Here is a 19,446-nt window from a genome sequence, read left to right on the forward strand (position 1 = left end):
TTTGTCGGCAATGTGATTCACCCGCACAAGTTTGGGGTAATCGTTACTGCATATATTCAGGCAGCTTGTTCGGCAAGGCACCGCTCCCCCTCGATAGCCGGATTTTCCCCCCAACGCATGTCTTCGGCCCCCTCAATCCGGGAACGTCTTCCGAATTGCTTAAGGGGCGGACAACGGCTGTGCGGCGGTGTCGGCCGTACCACAAATAATGGAACCGGCGATGGAAGGAAAGCCCGAATTCGGCTCCAGGCAGGAGCTTCCGGCCGCGGCTGACGATTATCCCCATCGGAGGGCAAACGCATAAGAAATTGGGAGGGGTTGAATACTATGCCCAAGTTCAAGGTCGCTTCTCCAACCAACGGTCAACGGTTCGTCATACAAGCCTTGCGCGAGTATTCGTCCGTAAGCGGCAGGCTGATTCCAGGGTTTATTACATCCAAGAAAGTGGGGCAACACGAGCTATGAAAGCAACCGGGATTGTACGTCGCATTGATGACCTCGGTCGGGTCGTTATTCCAAAGGAAATTCGCCGCACGCTCCGCATTCGCGAAGGAGATCCGCTCGAGATCTTCGTCGATCGGGATGGGGAAGTTATTCTCAAGAAGTATTCGCCGATAGGCGAGCTGGGCGACTTCGCCAAGGAATACGCCGAGTCGTTGCACGAGAGCACGGGGCACACGGCCATTATCTCGGATCGGGATACGTTCATTGCCGTGGCCGGCGCCTCGAAGAAGGAATACATGGACAAGCCCGTAGGCGGCTTGCTCGAGAACTGCATGGACAATCGCAAAATTATCGTCGAATCCCAATCCGGCAGCTTCGAAATTCTGCGCGATACCGCCGAGACGTTCAGCTCGTTCGCGATGGCTCCGATCGTCGCGGGCGGCGACCCGATCGGCACGGTTATTCTGATCAGCAAGGACGACGGCGTGAAGATGGGCGAGATGGAGAGCAAGATGGTCGAGACGGCCGCGGGCTTCCTGGCCAAGCAGATGGAACAATAAGCAATTCGGCTCGCTCGGGTATCGATCCGGACAGGATGGAAGCGATACCAGATCATCCAATCCGCGTAAAAAAGCTTCCCGGAGGTGTTCTCACCCTTGTCGGCGGAGCTTTTTTCCATGGTGGCGGGCGTTCATGCGAGGATGGGCGCCTCCGGCGGGAGGCGGGACGAGACATAAGCGCCGACTGTGGTATAATGCTTCGTGGATGGTTACCCAATCTTTGCGTTAGTTATCGGGGAAAGGAACGCGCCATGAAGACGGACAGGAGGGAAGCGTCCGCCGGAGGCTCGGTCGTGTGGCGGGGAGCGGCGATTCTGGGAGGGGCCGCGCTGCTCTCGAAGCTGATTGGCACGCTTCAGAAGATCCCGCTGCAGAACCTGGCGGGCGATCAGGTATTCGGCCTGTACAGCGCCGTCTATTCGCTGGCGGTCATGTGGATGACGCTCGCGTCGGCCGGCGTCCCGATCGCGGTATCCGCGCTTGTCGCGGAGCGGGAAGCGGCGGGCGACTCGGCGGGCGCCCGCAGGGTGCTCCGCAGCTCGCTCGCCCTGCTCTCGGGCAGCGGCCTGGCCGCGTTCGCGATTCTGTTCCTCGGAGCGGACGCGTTCGCGCGCTGGATGGGCGTGAGCGAGGCGGCAGACGCCATCCGCGCGTCATCGCTGGCGCTGCTCTTCGCGCCGATGACGGCGGCGCTGCGCGGCTATTCCCAGGGCCGGCTGCGCATGGTCGGCCCGGCGGCGTCCCAGCTCGCGGAGCAGACGGCCCGCGTCGCGTTCATGCTGATCGCCCTGCTGTGGGCGATCGAGCGGGCTTGGTCGCCGGGCGCGACGGCCGCCGCCGTGCATGGCGGCCTCGCGGTCGGAGGAGCCGCGGGGCTGGCGGCCATCGCCGCGTGGCTCCTGCGGGAGCGGCGGCGGGCGAGCGGGGAGGGCGGGAAGCCGGGGAAGAGCGGCGGCGGGAAGCGGAGCGGAGGGAATTCGGAATACGGGGAGGCGCGGCTTGCGTTGCTCCGCCGGATCGCCGCCGTTGCGCTGCCGATCGCGGCCAGCTCCGTCGTCGCCCCGCTGTTCGGGCTGATCGACGCGTTCACGCTGCCTCGCTTGCTGCAGAGCGCAGGCGCGACGGCCGGCGAGGCGATGGCTTCGTTCGGCGAGTACAATCGCGGCATCGCGCTGCTGCAGTTGATCGTCATGGCGGCGGGTGCCGCCGGCGGCGCGCTCGTTCCGGCGATGACGGCGGCGCGGACGCGCGGCGATCGAACCGGCGAGCGGGAGCAGGCGGCATTCGCGCTTCGGCTCGGCTGGCTGTTCGGCGCTGCCGCAGCGATCGGACTGGCGATTCTGGCGCGACCGATCAACGTGATGCTGTTCGCCGACGACCGCGGCACGGCGGCGATGGCGCTGCTGGCGTTCGCGGCTCTCGGCGGCACGCTTCAGGCCGTGTACGCCTCGCTGCTTCAAGGGCTGGGCGATCTTCGCTCGCCCGCGCTCAATCTCGCCGTCGCGGTGCTGCTCAAGGCGGCGCTCAACGCGCTGCTGGCGCCGAGCCTCGGCATCGGCGGCGCTGCGCTTGCCGCGCTCGCGGCGTACGGTGCTGCCGCGCTGCTGAACGCGCTCGCACTGCGCCGTCGCCTGCCGCCGCGCGCCGTTGCGGCTGGCGCAGGCACGGCTGGCGCTGCGGCGGCGGGCTCGCCCGCGCGCGGAGCTTGGCGGCTCGCGCTCGCGCTGGCCGCCATGGCGGCGGCCGCGGGCTTGCTCGCGGCGCTGCTGGAGGGGCTTACGCGCGGCCTTGCGCCGCGCGCCGCCGCGCTGTTGACTGCGCTGCCGAGCATTGCGGCAGGCGCTGCGGCGTTCGCCGCGGCGCTCGTCGCCGGCGGCGCCGTCGCTCCGCGCGAATGGCGGGCGCTGCCCGGCTGCGGCGCCGGTTCGCGAGTCGACCGCCTGCTGCTTCGCCTGCGCGCCGGGCGCTATGAAGACCTGAATCCATGAGACCAGACAGGGAAGGATGATGGACGATGTCCCCCTCCATTACGATCGTCGGACTTGGCTCCGGCGGCGAAGATCAATTAACGCTAGGCATCCTGAAGCGGCTGGAGGGCTCTTCCTTGCGGTTCGCCCGCACGGGCGAGCATCCGGCTATATTCGATCTGGCCGCCCGCGGCATCGTCTTCGAGACGTTCGACGCTCTCTACGAGAGCCTGGACGGCTTCGAGGAAGTGTACGACGCCATTGCGGATAAGCTGCTGAACTTGGCGAATGAGCATCCTTCTGGTAGGATTATTTACGCCGTTCCCGGTCACCCGATGGTCGCGGAACGAACGGTTCAGTTGCTGCGCGCCCGCAGCCCGGAGCGAGGCGTCTCGCTTGAGGTGCTCGGCGGCGAGAGCTTCCTCGACGAGGCGTTCGTCCGGCTTGGCTTCGATCCGATCGAGGGCTTCCAGCTCCTCGACGCTTCCGAGCTTCGCCGCGAGCTCCTTCGCCCGCAGCTTCACACGGTCATCGGCCAAGTCTACGACGAGTTCACCGCCTCGGACGTGAAACTGAGCCTCATGAACGTCTATCCGGACGACCATCCGGTCGTTGTCGGCCAATCGCTCGGCGTACCCGGCGAGGAGAGAATCCGCCGGATTCCGCTGCACGAGCTGGATCGGCTGGACAGCTACGGCAACCTGACCCTCGTCTACGTCGCCGCAAGCGATGACCCGAGCCTTCGCCGCCGCTCGTTCGAGCGGCTGCACGAGATCGTCTCGATCCTTCGCAGCCCGGAAGGCTGCCCGTGGGATCGCGAGCAGACGCACTCCTCGATCCGCAAGAACTTCATCGAGGAGACGTTCGAGGCGATCGAAGCGCTCGACAACGACGACCCCGACGGCATGAGGGAAGAGTTCGGCGACGTTATTCTGCAAGTGCTTCTTCACAGCCAGATGGAAGAAGAGCTCGGCTCGTTCGACGCGTTCGATGTGCTTGCGGAGCTGAACGACAAGCTGATCTTCCGCCACCCGCATGTGTTCGGGGGAGAGAACGCCCAGGACGCGGAGGACGCTCTGCGCAACTGGGAGGCGATGAAGGCGGAAGAGAAGAAGCGCAAGGGCATCGCGGAGCGCACGTCCCTGCTGGATGGAATGCCGAAGGATCTGCCCGCCTTGCCGAGATCGTTCAAGCTGCAGAAGAAGGCGGCTTCCGTCGGCTTCGATTGGCCGGACTTGTCCGGCGCGCTTGCGAAGGTAGAGGAAGAGCTGGCCGAGCTGAAGCAGTCCGTCTCCGGCGAATCCAAGGATCGTCAGAAGGAAGAGCTGGGCGACCTGCTGTTCGCGGTCGTCAACGTCTCGAGATTCATCAAGTCCGATCCGGAGGAAGCTCTAGCGAATACCAATCGTAAGTTTGTCTCTCGATTCCAATATATCGAAGAGCAATTACGTATAAGAGATCGCTCTTTTGACGAGACTGATTTAACAGAGATGGAAGAATGGTGGCAGCAGGCCAAAGGCCGCGAATAACGGGCTGTAGGACCTTCTGACCGCATCATTCTAGGCATTTCATCATATTTCGCGATTTTTTTTGTGAAGAAGCAGGATTTTTTTAACAGAGGACAGAATACTATTCATCGAGTCGCTGCAAACCTGAGATTCCATGCGCCCCAAGGCGTTTGGGCCAACAATTCAACCATATTTTTGGGAGGTATTTTTATTATGAACAAGACAGACCTGATCAACAACATCGCCGACAAGAGCGGCTTGACGAAGAAGGATGTCGAATCCGTGCTGAACGGCTTCCTGGGCGAAGTATCCGATGCTCTCGCCAAGGGCGACAAGGTTCAACTGATCGGCTTCGGCACGTTCGAGACCCGCAGCCGTTCCGGCCGTGTGGGCCGCAACCCGCAAACGGGCAAGACGATCGAGATCGCAGCTTCCAAGGTTCCTGCGTTCAAGGCCGGCAACAAGCTGAAGGATGCCGTCAAGTAATCGATGCGCCTCGATAAATACCTGAAGGTGTCGCGCCTCATCAAGCGCCGCACCGTCGCGAAGGACGTGTCCGATCAAGGGCGCGTCCTTCTCAACGGAAGGGAAGCGAAGCCGGGAAGTGTCGTGAAAGTCGGAGACACGCTCGAGATCGGCTTCGGCCAGAAAATTCTGACCGTAAGGATCGAGCAGACCGCGGATTCGGCCCGGAAGGAAAACGCGGAAGCGATGTACACGATCCTGAAGGAGGAGACTCGCAAGAGCGAGCCTCTGCTGTAGCAGAAGGAGAAACCCGCCCCAGCCGGCCGCTCGGCCGCTTGGAGGCGGGTTTTTTGCGATTTTCCACACCTATCCCCGGCCTCGTTCCCTCCCCGCGCCAAATCTATGTGATTTTTCGCATACATTCCGCCTCGCAGCCCTCTCCGGACCCAATCTATGTGGTTTTTCACATATATCGCGCCTCGCACCCCCTCCCCGCGCCCAATCTATGTGGTTTTTCACATATATCGCGCCTCGCACCCACTCCCCGTGCCCAATCTATGTGATTTTTCACATATATCGCGCCTCGCACCCACTCCCCGTGCCCAATCTATGTGATTTTTCGCATATATCGCGCCTCGTCCCTTCCTCCGGGGGCCTCCATGCCGGGCCATCCTCTCGAGGGCACTCCTCGAACATCGCGTCCCGCCGCCGGCCCTTCCCCTCAATCTCCCATCTTCTCAATCTCCCGCCTCGATTATCGCGCCCGCGCCTTCCTCTCAACCGCCCGCCCGGATGCTGTGCCCCGGCGCCGCGTTATCCTCTCGGGTATCGCGCTCCCACCATCCCCTCCGCCCCTCCGCGCAAAATGCGGCCGCTCCGACGCCTTTCTTTTCCCCCCATACGCTCGGTTTCACTTCTATTCCAACGGGGTATTAAGGGAACGGGACTGTCTGTTCTAATTCCGATCTCCCTTCCATAAGCTAGTCTCATAAGGAGGGGACGTGCCATGGAGCAAGGCAAGAACGCGAAGCGGCAGGAGATCCGGATGCTGAATCGCAAGGTCATGGACATCACCGGCGTAAGCAACGTGGAGAGCTTCGACAATGAGGAGTTTCTTCTGGAGACGGAATGCGGGTTCCTCACGGTGCGCGGGCAGAATCTTCACATGAAGAATCTAAGCCTGGAGCAGGGGATGGTCACGATCGAAGGATTCATCCATTCCCTCGTCTACCTCGACGGGAATACGGCCGGGAAGTCCAAGGGGCTGTTCGGGAAGTTGTTCAAGTGAACGCGGCGATGCATTGGAATACGATCGGGGCCATGCTCCTGTGCGGACTCGCCATGGGTGTGTTCTTCGATGCCTATCGGGTTGCCTGTTATCGGTTCTCGGTGAGCCGCTGGATGATTCCCGGCTTCGATATCGCTTATTGGATGCTTGCGACGTTCATGGTGTTCCACACCCTCCTTAACAGCAACTTCGGCGAAGTGCGGGTATACGTGTTCCTCGGGATCGGAATCGGGATCTCGGGTTATTTCGCCCTGCTCAGCCCGAAAGTCCTCAAGGTTATCCGCTTCCTGTTCCGGGTTGTGGAGCAAACGGCGCTTGGGGTGTGGCGAACGGTTAGGGCGATCGTTATCGTTCCGCTGCTGTGGCTTACGCGCGTGCTCGCCTGGATCATGGAGACGCTGTTCATCGTGACGGCGGTGATTGTGCTGTGGACGTTGCGGCTGCTGGCGAAGCCTCTCGGAGGACTGGGGCGCTGGCTATGGACAAGGCTCCTGCCTGTGCGGAGGATGCTGAGTCCGGCCGTCCGGTGGGCGGGAAGGGCACGGGACAAGTGGCGCCAGATCAAGGAAGTATTCCGGCGCAAGTCCTAGAATCGACAACATTCGGAGCGTAACCGTGACGCAAGAAGGATATTTTCGACTTGTGAGCTGTGGTATACTATTTCCACCTACATCGTCGATCGGACATCTCGCGATTGATTTATGGAATAAGGTGGACAGAGGGGGGAGCTTGGAACGTGGCATCGAATACGGCGGCATCGGCGGCATCGGTTGGATTGCGCAGACGGCTCAAGCTTCTCCTGACGGTTGTTGTCCTCTTTATGAGCTGGGCCGCGTACACCTTGGTTGTTCAATACAATCAAGCGACCGAACGGACCGGACAGTTGGTCGAAGCGAAGAAGCAGTTGAGCGATGCCCAGGCGAAGAACTTGTCGCTCAAGCAGGAGATCGCTCGGCTTAACGATCCGGAATACGTCGGCCAGATCGCCCGCAAGGAGCAAGGAATGAGGCTTCCCGGAGAGAAATCGATTCAGGTCGAGCAATAATGGCCATATGAAGGCTTAATGCCGCAAGACGGGCTCTGATGAGGGCGAACGTCGGTTGACCTTGCTTTTCCGGATCGGTTATAATCGGCATAGCCGGACTTATAATTCGCTCGGCACACTTATGTTCAGGGAGGAACATCGGTTTTTATGGCCATTGAAGTGGGCTCCAAATTGGAGGGTAAGGTCACTGGCATCACGCACTTCGGAGCGTTCGTGGATCTGTCGGGAGGCGTTACGGGCCTCGTGCATATCTCGGAGATCGCCGATAGCTATGTCAAGGACGTTCATGAGCATCTGAAGATTAATGACGTCGTCACTGTCAAGGTAATCAATGTCGACAAGGACGGCAAGATCGGACTGTCCATCCGTCAAGCGGTGGATAAGCCTCCGGAATTGCAGCAACAGCAACCCCCACGCGGACCGCGCGGCGATCGGGGCGGTCGCCCCTTCAAGCCAAGCGGAGCTGGCCGAGCTACCTTCGATGACAAGCTATCCCGGTTCCTCAAGGACAGTGAAGAGAGATTGACCAGCTACAAGAAGAATACCGAATCCAAGAGGGGTGGCCGCGGCGGACGTCGTTCCTAATCTGCGTGCTCCTTCGATATAGAATGCGGAAGATCCGGGCCCGGAAGGGGTCCGGGTTTTTTGTCGCGCTTATAGCCGCAGATGTACAACAACGCCGCCCTATCGAGGGCCGCTTCCGCCGCTGAAGGTTGTCGGCTGAGCCGTGGCGCCCCGTTCGAGCGATGACCGGAGGGACGAAGGTTGCCGAAGCCGCCGGGGGGTCCAGGGTTTTATGTGAAAATTCACATTGGCGAGGCTCGATAGTGGGCAGTTTGGGCGGTTCTATGTGAAAAATAGCATAAATGGAGAAAATTCTGGCTCGAGTTGCCGAATGTATGCCAAAAATCACATAAAACGCTGCGATTGCCCCCTCCTCCATTCCGATGAATGTGAAAAATCATATAAAATCCCAAATTCCAGGCGGCAAACCGCAACTGAGCCACCTCGCTCCATCTGATGTGTTCCCGCCAGGCCCGCGCTCCAACTCACCAGCGGTCCGTAACCAGTCCACCAGCAGCCCCCCGTCAGTCCGCCCCCGTTCCCACCCTTCCGCAGCTCGTCCCAACTCGTCTGCAGTCCTTCAGTAACCTGCTCTAACCTGCTCCAACTCGTCCGCCACCCTCCCGCATCTCGTCTCAACCCTTCTGCCCCTCGTCCGCAACCCTTCCGCCACCTTCCACCACCCGCCCCAACCCGTCCACCATCGGCCCGCCGCTCGTTCGTCGATCGCTGCCCCAATTCTGGACATCCCGCGCGCAAAAATAGATCGTTCGGAGGGGGAGAAAAGAGGAGAGGTTTCGCGGTCTTCCGGCAATGGACGTGTTGCAAACGCTTTATCGATTGCGAGTCTTGTTGTCGGAATGGAACGTAATGCCGACAGATTAAGCCCTCGATCCGGCTTCGCGAGCGGTATGCGAAACGGCGAGAGCCCTTGCCGGACAAGGGATCTCGGGATTCGCGAATAGCGTCGTCCCGCCCCCCTGCTCCCTGTCGGAAAAAACTTCTGCCAAGCAGGCGGCTTCTGACAAACTTTCATAAATGCCGCTCCTATAATAAGAGGCACACTCAAAAAAGGAAAAAGAGGTGCCTGTCCATGGTCAAGCCGTCCGTCGTTCCGTTTATTCCTCGTCCGCAATCGAATTCTACGGAAGAGAGTCGCATCCGGAGAAGGCGTTGGTTCGGGGCAAAAAGACGAGAGCCGATGAAGCCCGCGATAAAGCCCGATCGAGAGAACCCCCGCGCGAGGGGATGGAAGGGAGCTTGGACCGCCAGCCTGGAGTGGCTGGGACGGAAGCAGTGGCTGCTTGGCGTCATGATGATCGGGTTCCTGCTGGGCAGGGCGGTTATGCTGGAAGGAATGGCGCCGTTCGCCGTCGCTTTCTATGCGGTCGTTCTGTACAAGCGAAGGGAATATGCCACCTGGGCGGCGCTTGCCGCGATCGCCGGCAGCTTCTGGTCCCCGGCGCCTTCGCCGGCGGTCATCTTCGCGGAGGTCGCGATCGTGTACTTGCTGTACCGGGGGCTGGAGGCGTACGAGCGGGTCGAGATCGTGCACGCGCCGGTCGTCGTCTTCGCGGCGACGCTGCTTGTCCGGCTGTTCCATACGGTCATGACGGATTCGAAGGAGTGGCTGCCTTACGCGCTTACCGCCGTCGAGGCCGCTCTGTCGACGGTGCTTACCCTGCTGCTGCTTCACGCCATTCCGGTGCTCTCGAAGAAGAACCGGAAGATCGGGCTGAAGAGCGAGGAGTGGATCGGGGCGATGATTCTGCTCGCTTCGGCCATGACAGGGCTCGTCGGCTGGACGATCGAGGGCATCGGGGTCGATCAGGCGTTCTCCCGGTACATCGTCCTGCTGTTCGCGCTGGCCGGCGGTCCGCTGATGGGCTGCGTGTCCGGCGTGGTGGCGGGCATTGTCCTCAGCCTGTCCGATCTCAGCCTTGTGGGGCAGATCGGGCTGCTCGCCTTCGGAGGGCTGCTGGCCGGCCTGATCCGCGAAGGCGGCAAGGCGGCGACCGTCTTCGGGATGCTGCTCGGCACGTCCATGCTCGCGCTATACTCGGGCCGCGCGGAGGACACCATGCTGTCGGTATGGGCGACGGTTGCCGCATCCGTCCTGCTGCTCGCAACTCCGCGCTCGCTCGTTCACTATATAGCAAGATATGTTCCGGGCACTGCGGATTATGCCCGCAACCAGCAGGATTACGCGAAGAAAGTGAGGGACCTGACCGCCGAACGGGTCGAGCGGTTCTCGGAGGTGTTCCGGCAGCTCTCCCGAAGCTTCCGCCAGATCACCTACGCAGGGGACGCGGCCCGCCAGAGCCAGGACTTCGACCACTTCGTCAGCGCGGTGCACGAGAACAGTTGCAAGAGCTGCCATCGGTTCGGCCAGTGCTGGGACAACCAGTTTTTCCAGACGTATAAGCTGATGACCGACATGATGAGCGCGATCGAGGCGGAGCCGGATCTGTCTCCTTCGAAGATTCCCAAGGCGTGGTCCCGCCATTGCGTGAAGACCCCGCAAGTATTGGAGGTGCTGAAGCGGCAATACGACCTGTACCGCCACGACCTGCAATGGCACAAGCAACTGCAGGACAGCCGCCTGCTCGTGGCCGATCAGTTGTCGGGCGTATCCCAGGTCATGGACGACCTGGTCAAGGAGATCCGGCGGGAAGCGAAGGAGCTCGTCCGCCACGACGAACAAATACGGGAGGAGTTGGATCGGTTAGGCTTGGACATTATCAGTGCGGAGATGATCAGTCTGGAGGAGGGACATATCGAGATCGAACTGATTCATTCGTTCCGCCCCGGCTTCGACGAGTGCCGCAAGGTCATCGCCCCTCTGCTGAGCGACATTCTCGGCGAGAGCATCACGGTGACGAGCGAGCGGACCGACCCTGCGGGAGGAGGGCGGACGTGGGTGACGTTCGCCTCCGCGAAGGCGTTCGAGGTGGAGACGGGAGTCGCCGGGGCGGCCAAGGACGGAGGCTGGCTGTCGGGAGACAGCTTCAGCATGATCGAGCTTGGGAGCGGCAAGTTCGCCGTCTCGCTGAGCGACGGGATGGGCAACGGGGCGAGGGCGAGAATGGAGAGCAGCGCAGCGCTTCATATGCTCGAACAGTTGCTCCAATCCGGCATCAACGAGCGATTGGCCGTCAAGTCGGTCAATTCCGTCCTGCTGCTGCGCTCCCCGGAGGAGATGTTCGCGACGGTCGACCTGGCGCTCATCGACCTTCATACCGCGCAGGCGACCATGCTGAAGATCGGATCGTCGCCGAGCTTCATCAAGCGAGGGAAGGAGGTCATCCCCGTCTCCGCCGGCAATCTCCCGATCGGCATCCTGCACGATATCGAGATCGACGTTCTGCAGGTGGACCTGCAGCCGGGGGATACGCTGATTATGATGACGGACGGAATTCTGGATGCGCCGGGCCATGCCGTCAACAAGGAGCTGTGGGTCAAGAGGGTGCTTCAGGAGATCGCCACGGAAGATCCGCAGGAGCTGGCCGACACGCTTCTGGATACGGCCCTTCGCCAATATCCGGGGGGCGGCGGCATTCGGGACGACATGACGGTTATCGTGACTCGCGTGACCCGGCATCAGCCGGAATGGGCTTCCTTCCGCTGGCCGGGAATCCATCGCCAAGAGCGACCAAGGACGGTGAGCTAGAGGATGAGGACGATCAGGCTTGTGTTGGAGCGGGATGGGACGAACAACAAGTATATGGGGAAAAAGAGTTGGGGCGGGTACACGGTTCCGAAGTTGGGCAAGAGGTCGAACGAGCAATTCCACATTATCTTGCGCGCCTGCGGCCAAGAATGCATGCAGGCCCGGGGACCTTAATACAATTGTCAGGAAGCGGATATCGCGATTAGGAGGGAGAGATCCGATGGGCATGAGGGATGTCTTTATTATGAGCTTCAAGGAAGATAGGGCAGCACCGAACAACCCCGTGCTTCCGGTGATCCTGTATGAAGGAGCCTTCAAAGGCAATGCGAGCCGGATCGAAGGCGTATTCAATCGGCATGAATGGCTGAATAGCTGGAAGGGAGGCGTGTACGAATACCATCATTACCATACGAATGCCCACGAGGCGCTCGGAGTCGTTCAAGGGAGGGCGATTCTGAGGCTTGGCGGGGAGAATGGGCACGATGTGGAGCTGAGGGCCGGCGATGTGCTGGCGCTCCCCGCGGGAACAGGCCATAAGCGGATCTCGGCGAGTGCCGACTTCCAGGTGGTCGGGGCGTATCCCCGCGGAATGAAGTGGAACCTATGGACGTCCGAGGACGGAGAGAGGCTGCTTGCGCTGGCGGAGATCGCGCGGGTTCCTCTGCCGGACACCGACCCGGTGCACGGCGCGGACGGTCCCTTGCTTGATTATTGGCGATCCGCCGCAAGGAGACTTCAGCCGGTCGGCGATGAGGAGACGGCCTGACGAGTGTCTCGCCGCATCGCTGTTGACGAATAGGAGCAGGCCGCCCATTCGCGGCCTGTTCAAGCTGTTCGGGCTGCTGCTGCGGGAGGGCAGTCGGGTTGGAGGCAGTAGGCGGGCTCGGAGAACATTAGGTCGCTTCTCCCCTTCGTTCAGGATCAACGCTTCCATACAGCCGGACAAGGTTCGCCGCCGTCTGCCGGATGGCGTCCGCCAGCTCGGCCGGGGCGAGCGCGACGGCGGAGTCGCCGTAGCCGAGCAACAGCTCCCGAGCCGAATCGAGCGTATGGAATTCGACGTGCGCGTTCCTCCACCCGTCGGCTTCCGGGAGCACGCTGCCGACTCGCACATATCGCTCCTCCGAGAATCGCTTCCAGCTCTCTCCCTTGATTCGAACGACGGCGGGGAGCCAAGGGAGCGATTCCTTGAACCGCGCGGTGGATCGTTCCCACCAGTCGGCCAGATCGAAGCCGGCGGGCGCCTCGAAGCGCTCCTCCAGGCATTCCGCTTCCAGGAGCCGCGAGACCCGATAGGTTCGCAACTCCTCTACGTACGGCGGTGCTCCCTCTTCGCCAGCTCTCGAGTTCTCTCCCGGACCGTCCCCGGAGCTTGACTCCAAGCTGTCCGGCCCGGCGACGAAGTACCAGGTGTTCAGCTTCGCCACGAGCCCCCAGGGGCACACAATCCGCTCCTTCTCCCGCTTGTCGTCCCGATTGTTGTCGACGGGAGAACCATAGCGGATTCGCAGCTTGCGCCCTTCCCATACGGCCTGTTGAACGATCGGCAGCAAGGGAGCGGAGGCGCGCGGCTCGTGCCAGCCCTGCATGTCGATGTGCAGGCGCTGCCGGATAAGCTCGGCCTCCGAGCGTTGGGCGACGGGCAGCGCGGACAGCAGCTTGGCGAGCGCCGAGCCGCTGGCGCCGCCCAGGGCAAGCTCCCGCACGACGCTGGACGTCTGCAGCACGAGCAGCGCCTGAATCTCGGCCGAGGTGAGGCCGGTGAGCCGGGTCCGGTATCCTTCCGGGAGAGACCATCCCCCGCCCGCGCCGCGCTCCGCCGTGAGCGGAATCCCGCTCATGCACAGCGCCTCCATGTCTCTCTGGACCGTGCGTTCGGACACCTCCAGTTGCCGCGCCAGCTCGCGGACGGTCGCCCGGCCGTTCGACTGCAGAACAAGCAGGATGGTCAACAGTCGGTCTGCTCTCATGATCGGCTCTCCTTCTCGATGGTCGGAAATTCACCACTTTTTGTTCGGTTGGGGGGCTGCATCACCCATCCGATGGCCCACATCCGCCGATTAAAGCCGGTGAAATCACCGCATGGCGGATTTTTATGTGAAAAATCACATTGGCGCAGCTCGAACGGGCAGTTTGGGCGATTATATGCGAAAAATCACATTCGTGGAGGAAATCCCGGCTCGAATTCCCTTATGTATGCGAAAAATCACATAAAACCCCGCGATTCGCGCCGATCCAAGCCGACGAATGTGAAAATTCATATAAAACCGGAAAAAGGGGGGGCTGCCGGCCGACAACTCGTATCGTTCTCTGCACCGTCCCTCTGCTCTGCACCGCTCTCTATCCTTGCACCGCTCTCTGCCCCTGCACCGCTCTCTATCCTTGCACCGCTCTCTGCCCCTGCACCGCTCTCTATCCTTGCACCGCTCTCTACCCCTACACCGCTCTCTACCTCTGCACCGCCCGCTGCCTCTACATCGCCCCTCCATTATAGCATCCAAATAGGACAGAAGATGTCGTATATGGCCGCTTATGATAGGGACTGTAACGGAATATGGTTCACCGATGAAGGGAGATGGAGAACGGATGAAGCCGAAGGCATTGGCAGGGCAAGTGGCCGTTGTGGCCGGAGCGACGCGAGGAGCGGGAAGGGCGATCGCGGAGTCGCTGGGCGAGGCGGGAGCCATCGTCTACTGTACGGGAAGAAGCTCGAGGGAAGGCTTGTCGGATATGGGGAGGAGCGAGACGATCGAGGAGACGGCGGAGCGGGTGACGGCCAAGGGAGGCACGGGGATCGCGGTTCGGACCGATCACACCGACGAGGCGCAAGTGAAGCGGCTGTTCGAGCGGGTGGCGGACGAGCAGGGCGGGAGACTGGACGTGCTGGTGAACGATATCTGGGGCGGGGACCCGCTCTCGGATTGGGGCAAGAAGTTCTGGGAGCATGATCTGCCGAACGGCCTGCTTATCCAGAAGCGGTCCGTCTGGACACACATGATCACGAGCCGCTATGCGGCCCCCCTTCTGATCGCCAGGGGCAAGGGCCTGATCGTGGAAGTGACGGACGGGTGGGATTATCGCTATCGAGGCAATCTCTACTACAGCCTGGCGAAGGTGTCGGCGATCCATCTGGCGGAAGCGATGGCGGCCGACCTCGGCGGAACCGGCGTCTCCGCGCTTGCCGTTACGCCGGGGTTCCTGAGGTCGGAGGCGATGCTGGACCACTTCGGCGTGACCGAGGGCAATTGGAGGGATGCGGCGAAGATCGATCCTAACTTCATCATGTCGGAGACGCCTTACTTCGTGGGGAGAGCGATCGCGGAGCTGGCGGCCGACCCGGCTGTCGCGGCCAAGTCGGGAAAGGCTCTGACGTCCTGGGACCTGTCCGACGAATACGGCTTCTCCGATGTCGACGGAAGACGCCCGCACTGGGGCCGGTACGCGAAGGAGCAAGGGTTCTATGATTGAGCGTCGGCGGCGGACGGGCTGGGGATTCGAAGCGGGAGCCCCTGCTCCCGCTTCGTGTCCGGCATAAGCCTCTCGGGCGTCTTATAGAAGCGGCAGACGGTTTTGCACGCCTATCGTGAAATAAAATTACAAAAATATATTTACATCATGAAATATTATTATATAATAATGATGTAAGAAATTCTGTCATTCATGTCGGAGGTCAGGGAGAAGGGGATACTATGCTCAAAGGCGGCCTGGTCAGCCTAAGGTCGGCGATCTCGAGCTTAAAGCCAACGGAGAAAAAAGCAGCCGAGTACATTGTCGAACATCCGGAGGAAGTGGTGAATTCGTCGGTTCAGCGCGTCGCTTCGATGGCTGATGTCAGCGAAGCTACCATCATCAGGTTATGTCGCTCGCTCAACTTCAAGGGCTTCCAGGAATTGAAGCTGAGAATAGCCGCGGATTTGTCCGAGGGCTCGGAGCCGATCGATTCCTATCAGGAGATTCACATTGACGGCACTGTCTCCGATCTGGTCGCTTCGATCTCTCACAACAACATGAGGTCGATTCAGGACACCCTAACGGTGTTGTCGAGCGAGGAGCTGGAGAAGGCGATTCGGGCGATGAGCGGCGCGAAGAAGATCGCGGTCTTCGGCGTAGGCGCTTCCGCGGTCATCGCGATGGATTTGAAGCAGAAGCTCACCCGTATCAATTATTGGTGCGAGACCGGACTCGGCCTTGACGAGCAAACGACTCTTGCCGCCAACATGGACGAGCGCGACGTTGCCTTCGGAATCTCGTATTCCGGCCAGACGCTCGATGTCATCGATTCGCTCGAGATCGCAAGACAGAATGGGGCGACCACGATCTCGCTGACTCGATTCGGCAGCAGTCCGGTCGCAGCGGCGGCGGACATCAACCTGTTCACCAGTTCGCTCGAGAACAGCATTCGCAGCGGGGCGATGGCTTCGCGCATCGCACAACTCAATGTCATCGACATTCTGTATGTGGGGATTGCCCGCGGCGACCACGAGCGCCACGTTCGGGCGCTCGAGAAGACGCGCAAGGCAGTCCGGAACAAGAGGTAGGTCGTTCCCGGTTATGGCATCAACCGCTTTATGTTAACCTATAACATCATCTTAGGGAGGGCTAACGAAATGAAGAGCAAGTGGATGTTGGGAACCAGCCTGTTGTTGACGACGAGCGTCGTCCTCGCCGCCTGCGGCGGGAACAATGCGAACGATTCCGCTTCGCCCGGCGCAAGCGCAAGCTCCGAGGGCAGTCCCGCCGCCGTCGATTCCGGCAGCGGAGAGAAGGTCAAGCTGACGATGTACAGCTGGCGTCCGGAGGATGCGGACGGCTATGCGGCGATCATCGCCGAGTTCAACAAGACGAACCCGAATATCGAGGTCGAGTTCAAGCCGTTTAAGTCGACCGAGTACAACACGATTCTGAACAACACGCTGCAGTCGGGAACCGGCGTCGATATTCTCCAACTGCGCCCCTATGATGCGGCCATCGCCCTTGCCGACGCGGACTACCTCACGCCGGTCGACGGTCTGGCCGGTCTCGATCAGATCCCGGATTCGTACCTAGATGCGGCCAGGGGCAGCGACGGCAACGTCTACGGCGTTCCGTTCATGCTCAGCAACGCGGTTATTTTCTACAATAAGAATCTGTTTGAAGAGAACGGCATCGCCGTTCCGGAGACGTACGAGGAATTCCTCGCCGTCTGCGAGCAGTTGAAGGCCAAGGGAATTACGCCGATCGCCCAATCCGGCAAGGCCGGCTATCTGCTGTCCATGACGCACGCGGTCGTCGGCAACAGCGCCTATGGCGGCAACGAATTCGCGGAAGAGGTCATCTCCGGCAAGACCGACTTCACCGACTCCCGCTTCGTCGACTCCATCCAGCGCATGAAGGATCTTGAGGAGTACTTCCCGAAGGACTTCATCGCGATCGAGGACAAGGACGCGCAGGCGATGTTCTACACGCACGAAGCCGCGATGTACATCAACGGCAGCCACCGTCTCGAGACATTCGAGGCGAACGAGATCGACTTCGACGTGGACTTCATTCCGGGCTTCGCGCCGAGCAAGGGCGAGCCGGCCAATATCGTCGCCTGGGTCGACGGCTCTTACGCGGTGGCGAAGAGCTCGAAGCACCAGGAGGAAGCGCTCAAGTTCCTGGAATTCGTCGCCTCCAAGTCGTTCGGCCAGACCTTCAGCGAGCAGCTCACCCGCGTCAGCCCGATCGCCGGCGTCGAGCCGAGCAACGCTCTTCTGCAGAGCATGGCCAAGCTGAACGAGACGCAAGCGACTCCTTATCTCATCCTGGCGAGCTTCAACCAGGGCGCTCCGACCTCGAAGACGACGTTCGAGGATTCGCTCCAGGGCATGTACCTGGGCAAGCTGACGCCGCAGCAGGTAGCGGAAGACTTCCAGGCTTCCGTGGCGAAGTGGTTCAAGCCCCAATCGTAAAAGCCAACGAGTCGGGAAGTTCCCTGGAGGTGCTGATCGCGTGTTCGACTTCGACAAGCTTGCGGCCGACTGGGTTCGGGACGGATTTCTGCCCGGCGGCGTGCTGAATATTGCGGCTCCCGGCGGATTCCGGTTCTCCAAGTCGTACGGGGCTTACTCAAACAACGAATCCGTTCAGCCGATCGAGCAAGCGACTCTGTTCGATCTGGCATCGCTGACCAAGGTCGTTGCGACCCTTCCCGTCGTGCTGTCTCTTGCGCAGGAAGGATCGCTCGGTCTGGACGATCCGGTCGGCAGCCACGTTGAGGAGTTCCGGCACCCCGAGGTGACGATTCGCCACCTGCTTCAGCATACGTCCGGCTTGCCGGCCGACCTGGCTCCCGTTCCGAGGGATGCCTCGGGCACGGATGTTCTCCGATCCGTATGGGAGGCCCCACTGACAAGCGAGCCGGGCAGCCGGGCGACATACAGCGATCTCGGCATGATCGCGCTCGGCATACTGGCTGAGCGAGCCGGCGGGGAGCCGCTTGATCGGGCTGCCCGCCGGCGGATATTCGCTCCGCTCGGGATGAACAATACAGGCTTCGCCACGCAGCTCGAGGGGCTTCCCGCCCGGGCGGCCGCGACGGAGAAGCTTGGCTCCTCCTTCCTGGTCGGCCAGGTTCACGACGAGAAGAGCTTCGCGCTCGGGGGCGTCTCGGGCAGCGCCGGCCTCTTCTCCACCGCCGCCGACTTATCGACTTATTTGCAATACTGGCTTCACCCATCCCCCAAGGGACCTCTGTCCCCCGAATGGGTCGCGGAATGCTTCCGCGACCCGTTCGGGGGAAGAGGACTCGGCTGGGAGCTGCTGCATGACGCGGATCTCGTTCCGCCAAGCTGCGGAACGAACTGGTCCGCCGGAAGCTTCGGCCATACCGGATTTACGGGAACGAGCCTGTGGGTCGATCCCAAGGCGCAACTAAGCGTCGTCTGGCTGACCAATGCCGTCCATTACGGCCGACAGACGCCCATTCGCGCGCTTCGCCGCAAGCTGCACGATCAGATCCGGGCCGACCTGCTCGGGGATTGACTACTACAAGGAGGCGAAGCCGGTGAGAGGCCTGTCTTCAAAGCACATGATTCATCTGTTCCTGCTTCCGGCGCTCGTGTTCTATGTCGGATTCATGATCTACCCGATCGGCTCGGCACTTCTGAACAGCTTCTACTCGTGGAAGGGGCTGCTCCGGGGAGACTTTATTGGAATCGACAACTTCGTCCGTTTGTTCACGGAATCTCCGTACAAGGAGACGTTCAACAGAGCATTGTGGCACAACGTGCTGATCTTCCTCGTTCTGATCCCGGTCAAGCTCGTCGTCGCCTACGCGCTCGCCCTGCTGATCAACAGCAAGCTCAAGGGCAAGGAGTTCTTCAAGACCGTCTTCTTCCTTCCAAAGCTTCTCTCGGTTATCGTCATCGGGTATCTGTTCAGCCTTATCCTGAATCCGACCTATGGGGCTCTCAACACGGCGCTTAAAGCCGTCGGCTTGTCGAGCCTGGCCCGCCCGTGGCTTGGCGATCCCGACACGGCGCTGCTGTCCGTCATCCTGATAGACGGCTGGGCGGAATTCGGCTTCGCGGTGCTCATCTTCCTCGTGGGCCTGCAATCCATCTCCGGCGAAATCTATGACGCGGCCAAGATCGATCGGGCCGAAGGTCTTACCTTATTGTTCCGAATCACAGTGCCGCTCTCGCTGCCGTCGATCATGATCATGACGATCCTGACCTTCATCTCGGCGTTCGAATCGTTCGAGCTGATCTACGCGATGCAAGGCACTTCCGGAGGCCCGTATTACTCGACCGACGTGCTCGCCCTGTTCTTCTACCGTCTCATGTTCGGCACTGCCGGAGGAGGCGATTCGATCGGACTCGGTTCCGCGCTTGCCGTCGTGCTGCTTCTGCTGATCTCCGGGGCGACCGCCATCTCCATGTTTCTTTTCCGACGGAAAGAGGTGGACTACTAACC

General features: G+C 60.9%; 17 protein-coding genes. 16 read left to right on the forward strand and 1 reads right to left on the reverse strand.

Annotated features, from left to right (window positions below; all coding sequences use genetic code 11):
• The first annotated feature begins 461 nt into the window (after positions 1-461).
• The 11 genes from spoVT to E6C55_RS25080 all read left to right on the forward strand — a co-directional run bounded on the left by spoVT (position 462) and on the right by E6C55_RS25080 (position 12,277).
• Positions 462-1,004 (forward strand): stage V sporulation protein T, encoded by a 543-nt coding sequence (gene spoVT / locus E6C55_RS25030; protein ID WP_136372563.1) that lies wholly within the window; start codon positions 462-464, stop codon positions 1,002-1,004.
• 251 nt (positions 1,005-1,255) lie between these two features.
• Positions 1,256-2,992, forward strand: a complete 1,737-nt coding sequence (locus E6C55_RS25035) for a polysaccharide biosynthesis protein (RefSeq protein ID WP_168735871.1) — start codon at positions 1,256-1,258, stop codon at positions 2,990-2,992.
• 26 nt (positions 2,993-3,018) lie between these two features.
• Entirely contained in the window at positions 3,019-4,500 is a 1,482-nt protein-coding gene (gene yabN / locus E6C55_RS25040; protein WP_136372565.1) for a bifunctional methyltransferase/pyrophosphohydrolase YabN, read from the forward strand.
• A 192-nt stretch (positions 4,501-4,692) separates the two neighbouring features.
• A complete protein-coding gene (locus tag E6C55_RS25045) occupies positions 4,693-4,965 on the forward strand; it encodes an HU family DNA-binding protein (protein WP_136372566.1) in 273 nt (90 codons plus the stop codon).
• A gap of 3 nt (positions 4,966-4,968) precedes the next feature.
• Complete coding sequence (locus E6C55_RS25050; protein WP_136372567.1) at positions 4,969-5,241, forward strand: RNA-binding S4 domain-containing protein; 273 nt, start codon at positions 4,969-4,971, stop codon at positions 5,239-5,241.
• Between the two features lie 709 nt (positions 5,242-5,950).
• Positions 5,951-6,232: a sporulation protein YabP gene (gene yabP, locus E6C55_RS25055; protein WP_136372568.1), complete on the forward strand. Its 282-nt coding sequence runs from the start codon at positions 5,951-5,953 to the stop codon at positions 6,230-6,232.
• Positions 6,229-6,822 (forward strand): spore cortex biosynthesis protein YabQ, encoded by a 594-nt coding sequence (gene yabQ / locus E6C55_RS25060; protein ID WP_136372569.1) that lies wholly within the window; start codon positions 6,229-6,231, stop codon positions 6,820-6,822. Before yabP ends, yabQ begins: the two co-directional genes overlap by 4 nt.
• 146 nt (positions 6,823-6,968) lie before the next feature.
• Positions 6,969-7,277, forward strand: a complete 309-nt coding sequence (locus E6C55_RS25065) for an FtsB family cell division protein (protein WP_136372570.1) — start codon at positions 6,969-6,971, stop codon at positions 7,275-7,277.
• Positions 7,278-7,424: 147 nt separating this feature from the next.
• Positions 7,425-7,862, forward strand: a complete 438-nt coding sequence (locus tag E6C55_RS25070; RefSeq protein WP_136372571.1) for a S1 domain-containing RNA-binding protein — start codon at positions 7,425-7,427, stop codon at positions 7,860-7,862.
• Positions 7,863-9,042: 1,180 nt separating this feature from the next.
• The gene (gene spoIIE / locus E6C55_RS25075) at positions 9,043-11,511 is read left to right on the forward strand and encodes a stage II sporulation protein E (protein ID WP_230986847.1); all 2,469 of its coding nucleotides are present in this window, start codon (positions 9,043-9,045) and stop codon (positions 11,509-11,511) included.
• Between the two features lie 220 nt (positions 11,512-11,731).
• Complete coding sequence (locus E6C55_RS25080; protein ID WP_136372573.1) at positions 11,732-12,277, forward strand: cupin domain-containing protein; 546 nt, start codon at positions 11,732-11,734, stop codon at positions 12,275-12,277.
• A 127-nt stretch (positions 12,278-12,404) separates the two neighbouring features.
• Here the strand turns inward: E6C55_RS25080 and E6C55_RS25085 are convergent, their stop codons facing one another.
• Positions 12,405-13,481 carry a helix-turn-helix transcriptional regulator gene (locus E6C55_RS25085; RefSeq protein ID WP_136372574.1) on the reverse strand — a complete coding sequence of 359 codons (1,077 nt, stop codon included), beginning with the start codon at positions 13,479-13,481 and terminating at the stop codon, positions 12,405-12,407.
• A gap of 616 nt (positions 13,482-14,097) precedes the next feature.
• On the opposite strand from E6C55_RS25085, the gene E6C55_RS25090 reads away from it, so the two are divergent.
• From E6C55_RS25090 to E6C55_RS25110, 5 genes are all read left to right on the forward strand, one after another.
• Positions 14,098-14,979: an SDR family oxidoreductase gene (locus E6C55_RS25090; RefSeq protein WP_136372575.1), complete on the forward strand. Its 882-nt coding sequence runs from the start codon at positions 14,098-14,100 to the stop codon at positions 14,977-14,979.
• Positions 14,980-15,200: 221 nt separating this feature from the next.
• Positions 15,201-16,049: a MurR/RpiR family transcriptional regulator gene (locus tag E6C55_RS25095; protein WP_136372576.1), complete on the forward strand. Its 849-nt coding sequence runs from the start codon at positions 15,201-15,203 to the stop codon at positions 16,047-16,049.
• Positions 16,050-16,118: 69 nt separating this feature from the next.
• The gene (locus tag E6C55_RS25100; RefSeq protein ID WP_136372577.1) at positions 16,119-17,441 is read left to right on the forward strand and encodes an ABC transporter substrate-binding protein; all 1,323 of its coding nucleotides are present in this window, start codon (positions 16,119-16,121) and stop codon (positions 17,439-17,441) included.
• A gap of 40 nt (positions 17,442-17,481) precedes the next feature.
• On the forward strand, positions 17,482-18,513 hold the full coding sequence (locus E6C55_RS25105; RefSeq protein WP_136372578.1) for a serine hydrolase domain-containing protein: 1,032 nt from the start codon (positions 17,482-17,484) through the stop codon (positions 18,511-18,513).
• Positions 18,514-18,535: 22 nt separating this feature from the next.
• On the forward strand, positions 18,536-19,444 hold the full coding sequence (locus tag E6C55_RS25110) for a carbohydrate ABC transporter permease (RefSeq protein WP_330999662.1): 909 nt from the start codon (positions 18,536-18,538) through the stop codon (positions 19,442-19,444).
• Positions 19,445-19,446: the final 2 nt, after the last annotated feature.

Source organism: Cohnella fermenti, from assembly GCF_004801405.1.
Lineage (GTDB): Bacteria > Bacillota > Bacilli > Paenibacillales > Paenibacillaceae > Cohnella > Cohnella fermenti.

Coding starts and splice junctions, on each gene's coding strand:
- E6C55_RS25080 (WP_136372573.1), top strand. CDS start 11,732: ATGGGCATGAGGGATGTCTTTATTATGAGCTTCAAGGAAGATAGGGCA.
- E6C55_RS25050 (WP_136372567.1), top strand. CDS start 4,969: ATGCGCCTCGATAAATACCTGAAGGTGTCGCGCCTCATCAAGCGCCGC.
- E6C55_RS25035 (WP_168735871.1), top strand. CDS start 1,256: ATGAAGACGGACAGGAGGGAAGCGTCCGCCGGAGGCTCGGTCGTGTGG.
- spoVT (WP_136372563.1), top strand. CDS start 462: ATGAAAGCAACCGGGATTGTACGTCGCATTGATGACCTCGGTCGGGTC.
- E6C55_RS25085 (WP_136372574.1), bottom strand. CDS start 13,481: ATGAGAGCAGACCGACTGTTGACCATCCTGCTTGTTCTGCAGTCGAAC.
- E6C55_RS25045 (WP_136372566.1), top strand. CDS start 4,693: ATGAACAAGACAGACCTGATCAACAACATCGCCGACAAGAGCGGCTTG.
- E6C55_RS25090 (WP_136372575.1), top strand. CDS start 14,098: ATGAAGCCGAAGGCATTGGCAGGGCAAGTGGCCGTTGTGGCCGGAGCG.
- spoIIE (WP_230986847.1), top strand. CDS start 9,043: ATGAAGCCCGCGATAAAGCCCGATCGAGAGAACCCCCGCGCGAGGGGA.
- E6C55_RS25070 (WP_136372571.1), top strand. CDS start 7,425: ATGGCCATTGAAGTGGGCTCCAAATTGGAGGGTAAGGTCACTGGCATC.
- E6C55_RS25095 (WP_136372576.1), top strand. CDS start 15,201: ATGCTCAAAGGCGGCCTGGTCAGCCTAAGGTCGGCGATCTCGAGCTTA.
- E6C55_RS25100 (WP_136372577.1), top strand. CDS start 16,119: ATGAAGAGCAAGTGGATGTTGGGAACCAGCCTGTTGTTGACGACGAGC.
- yabP (WP_136372568.1), top strand. CDS start 5,951: ATGGAGCAAGGCAAGAACGCGAAGCGGCAGGAGATCCGGATGCTGAAT.
- yabN (WP_136372565.1), top strand. CDS start 3,019: ATGTCCCCCTCCATTACGATCGTCGGACTTGGCTCCGGCGGCGAAGAT.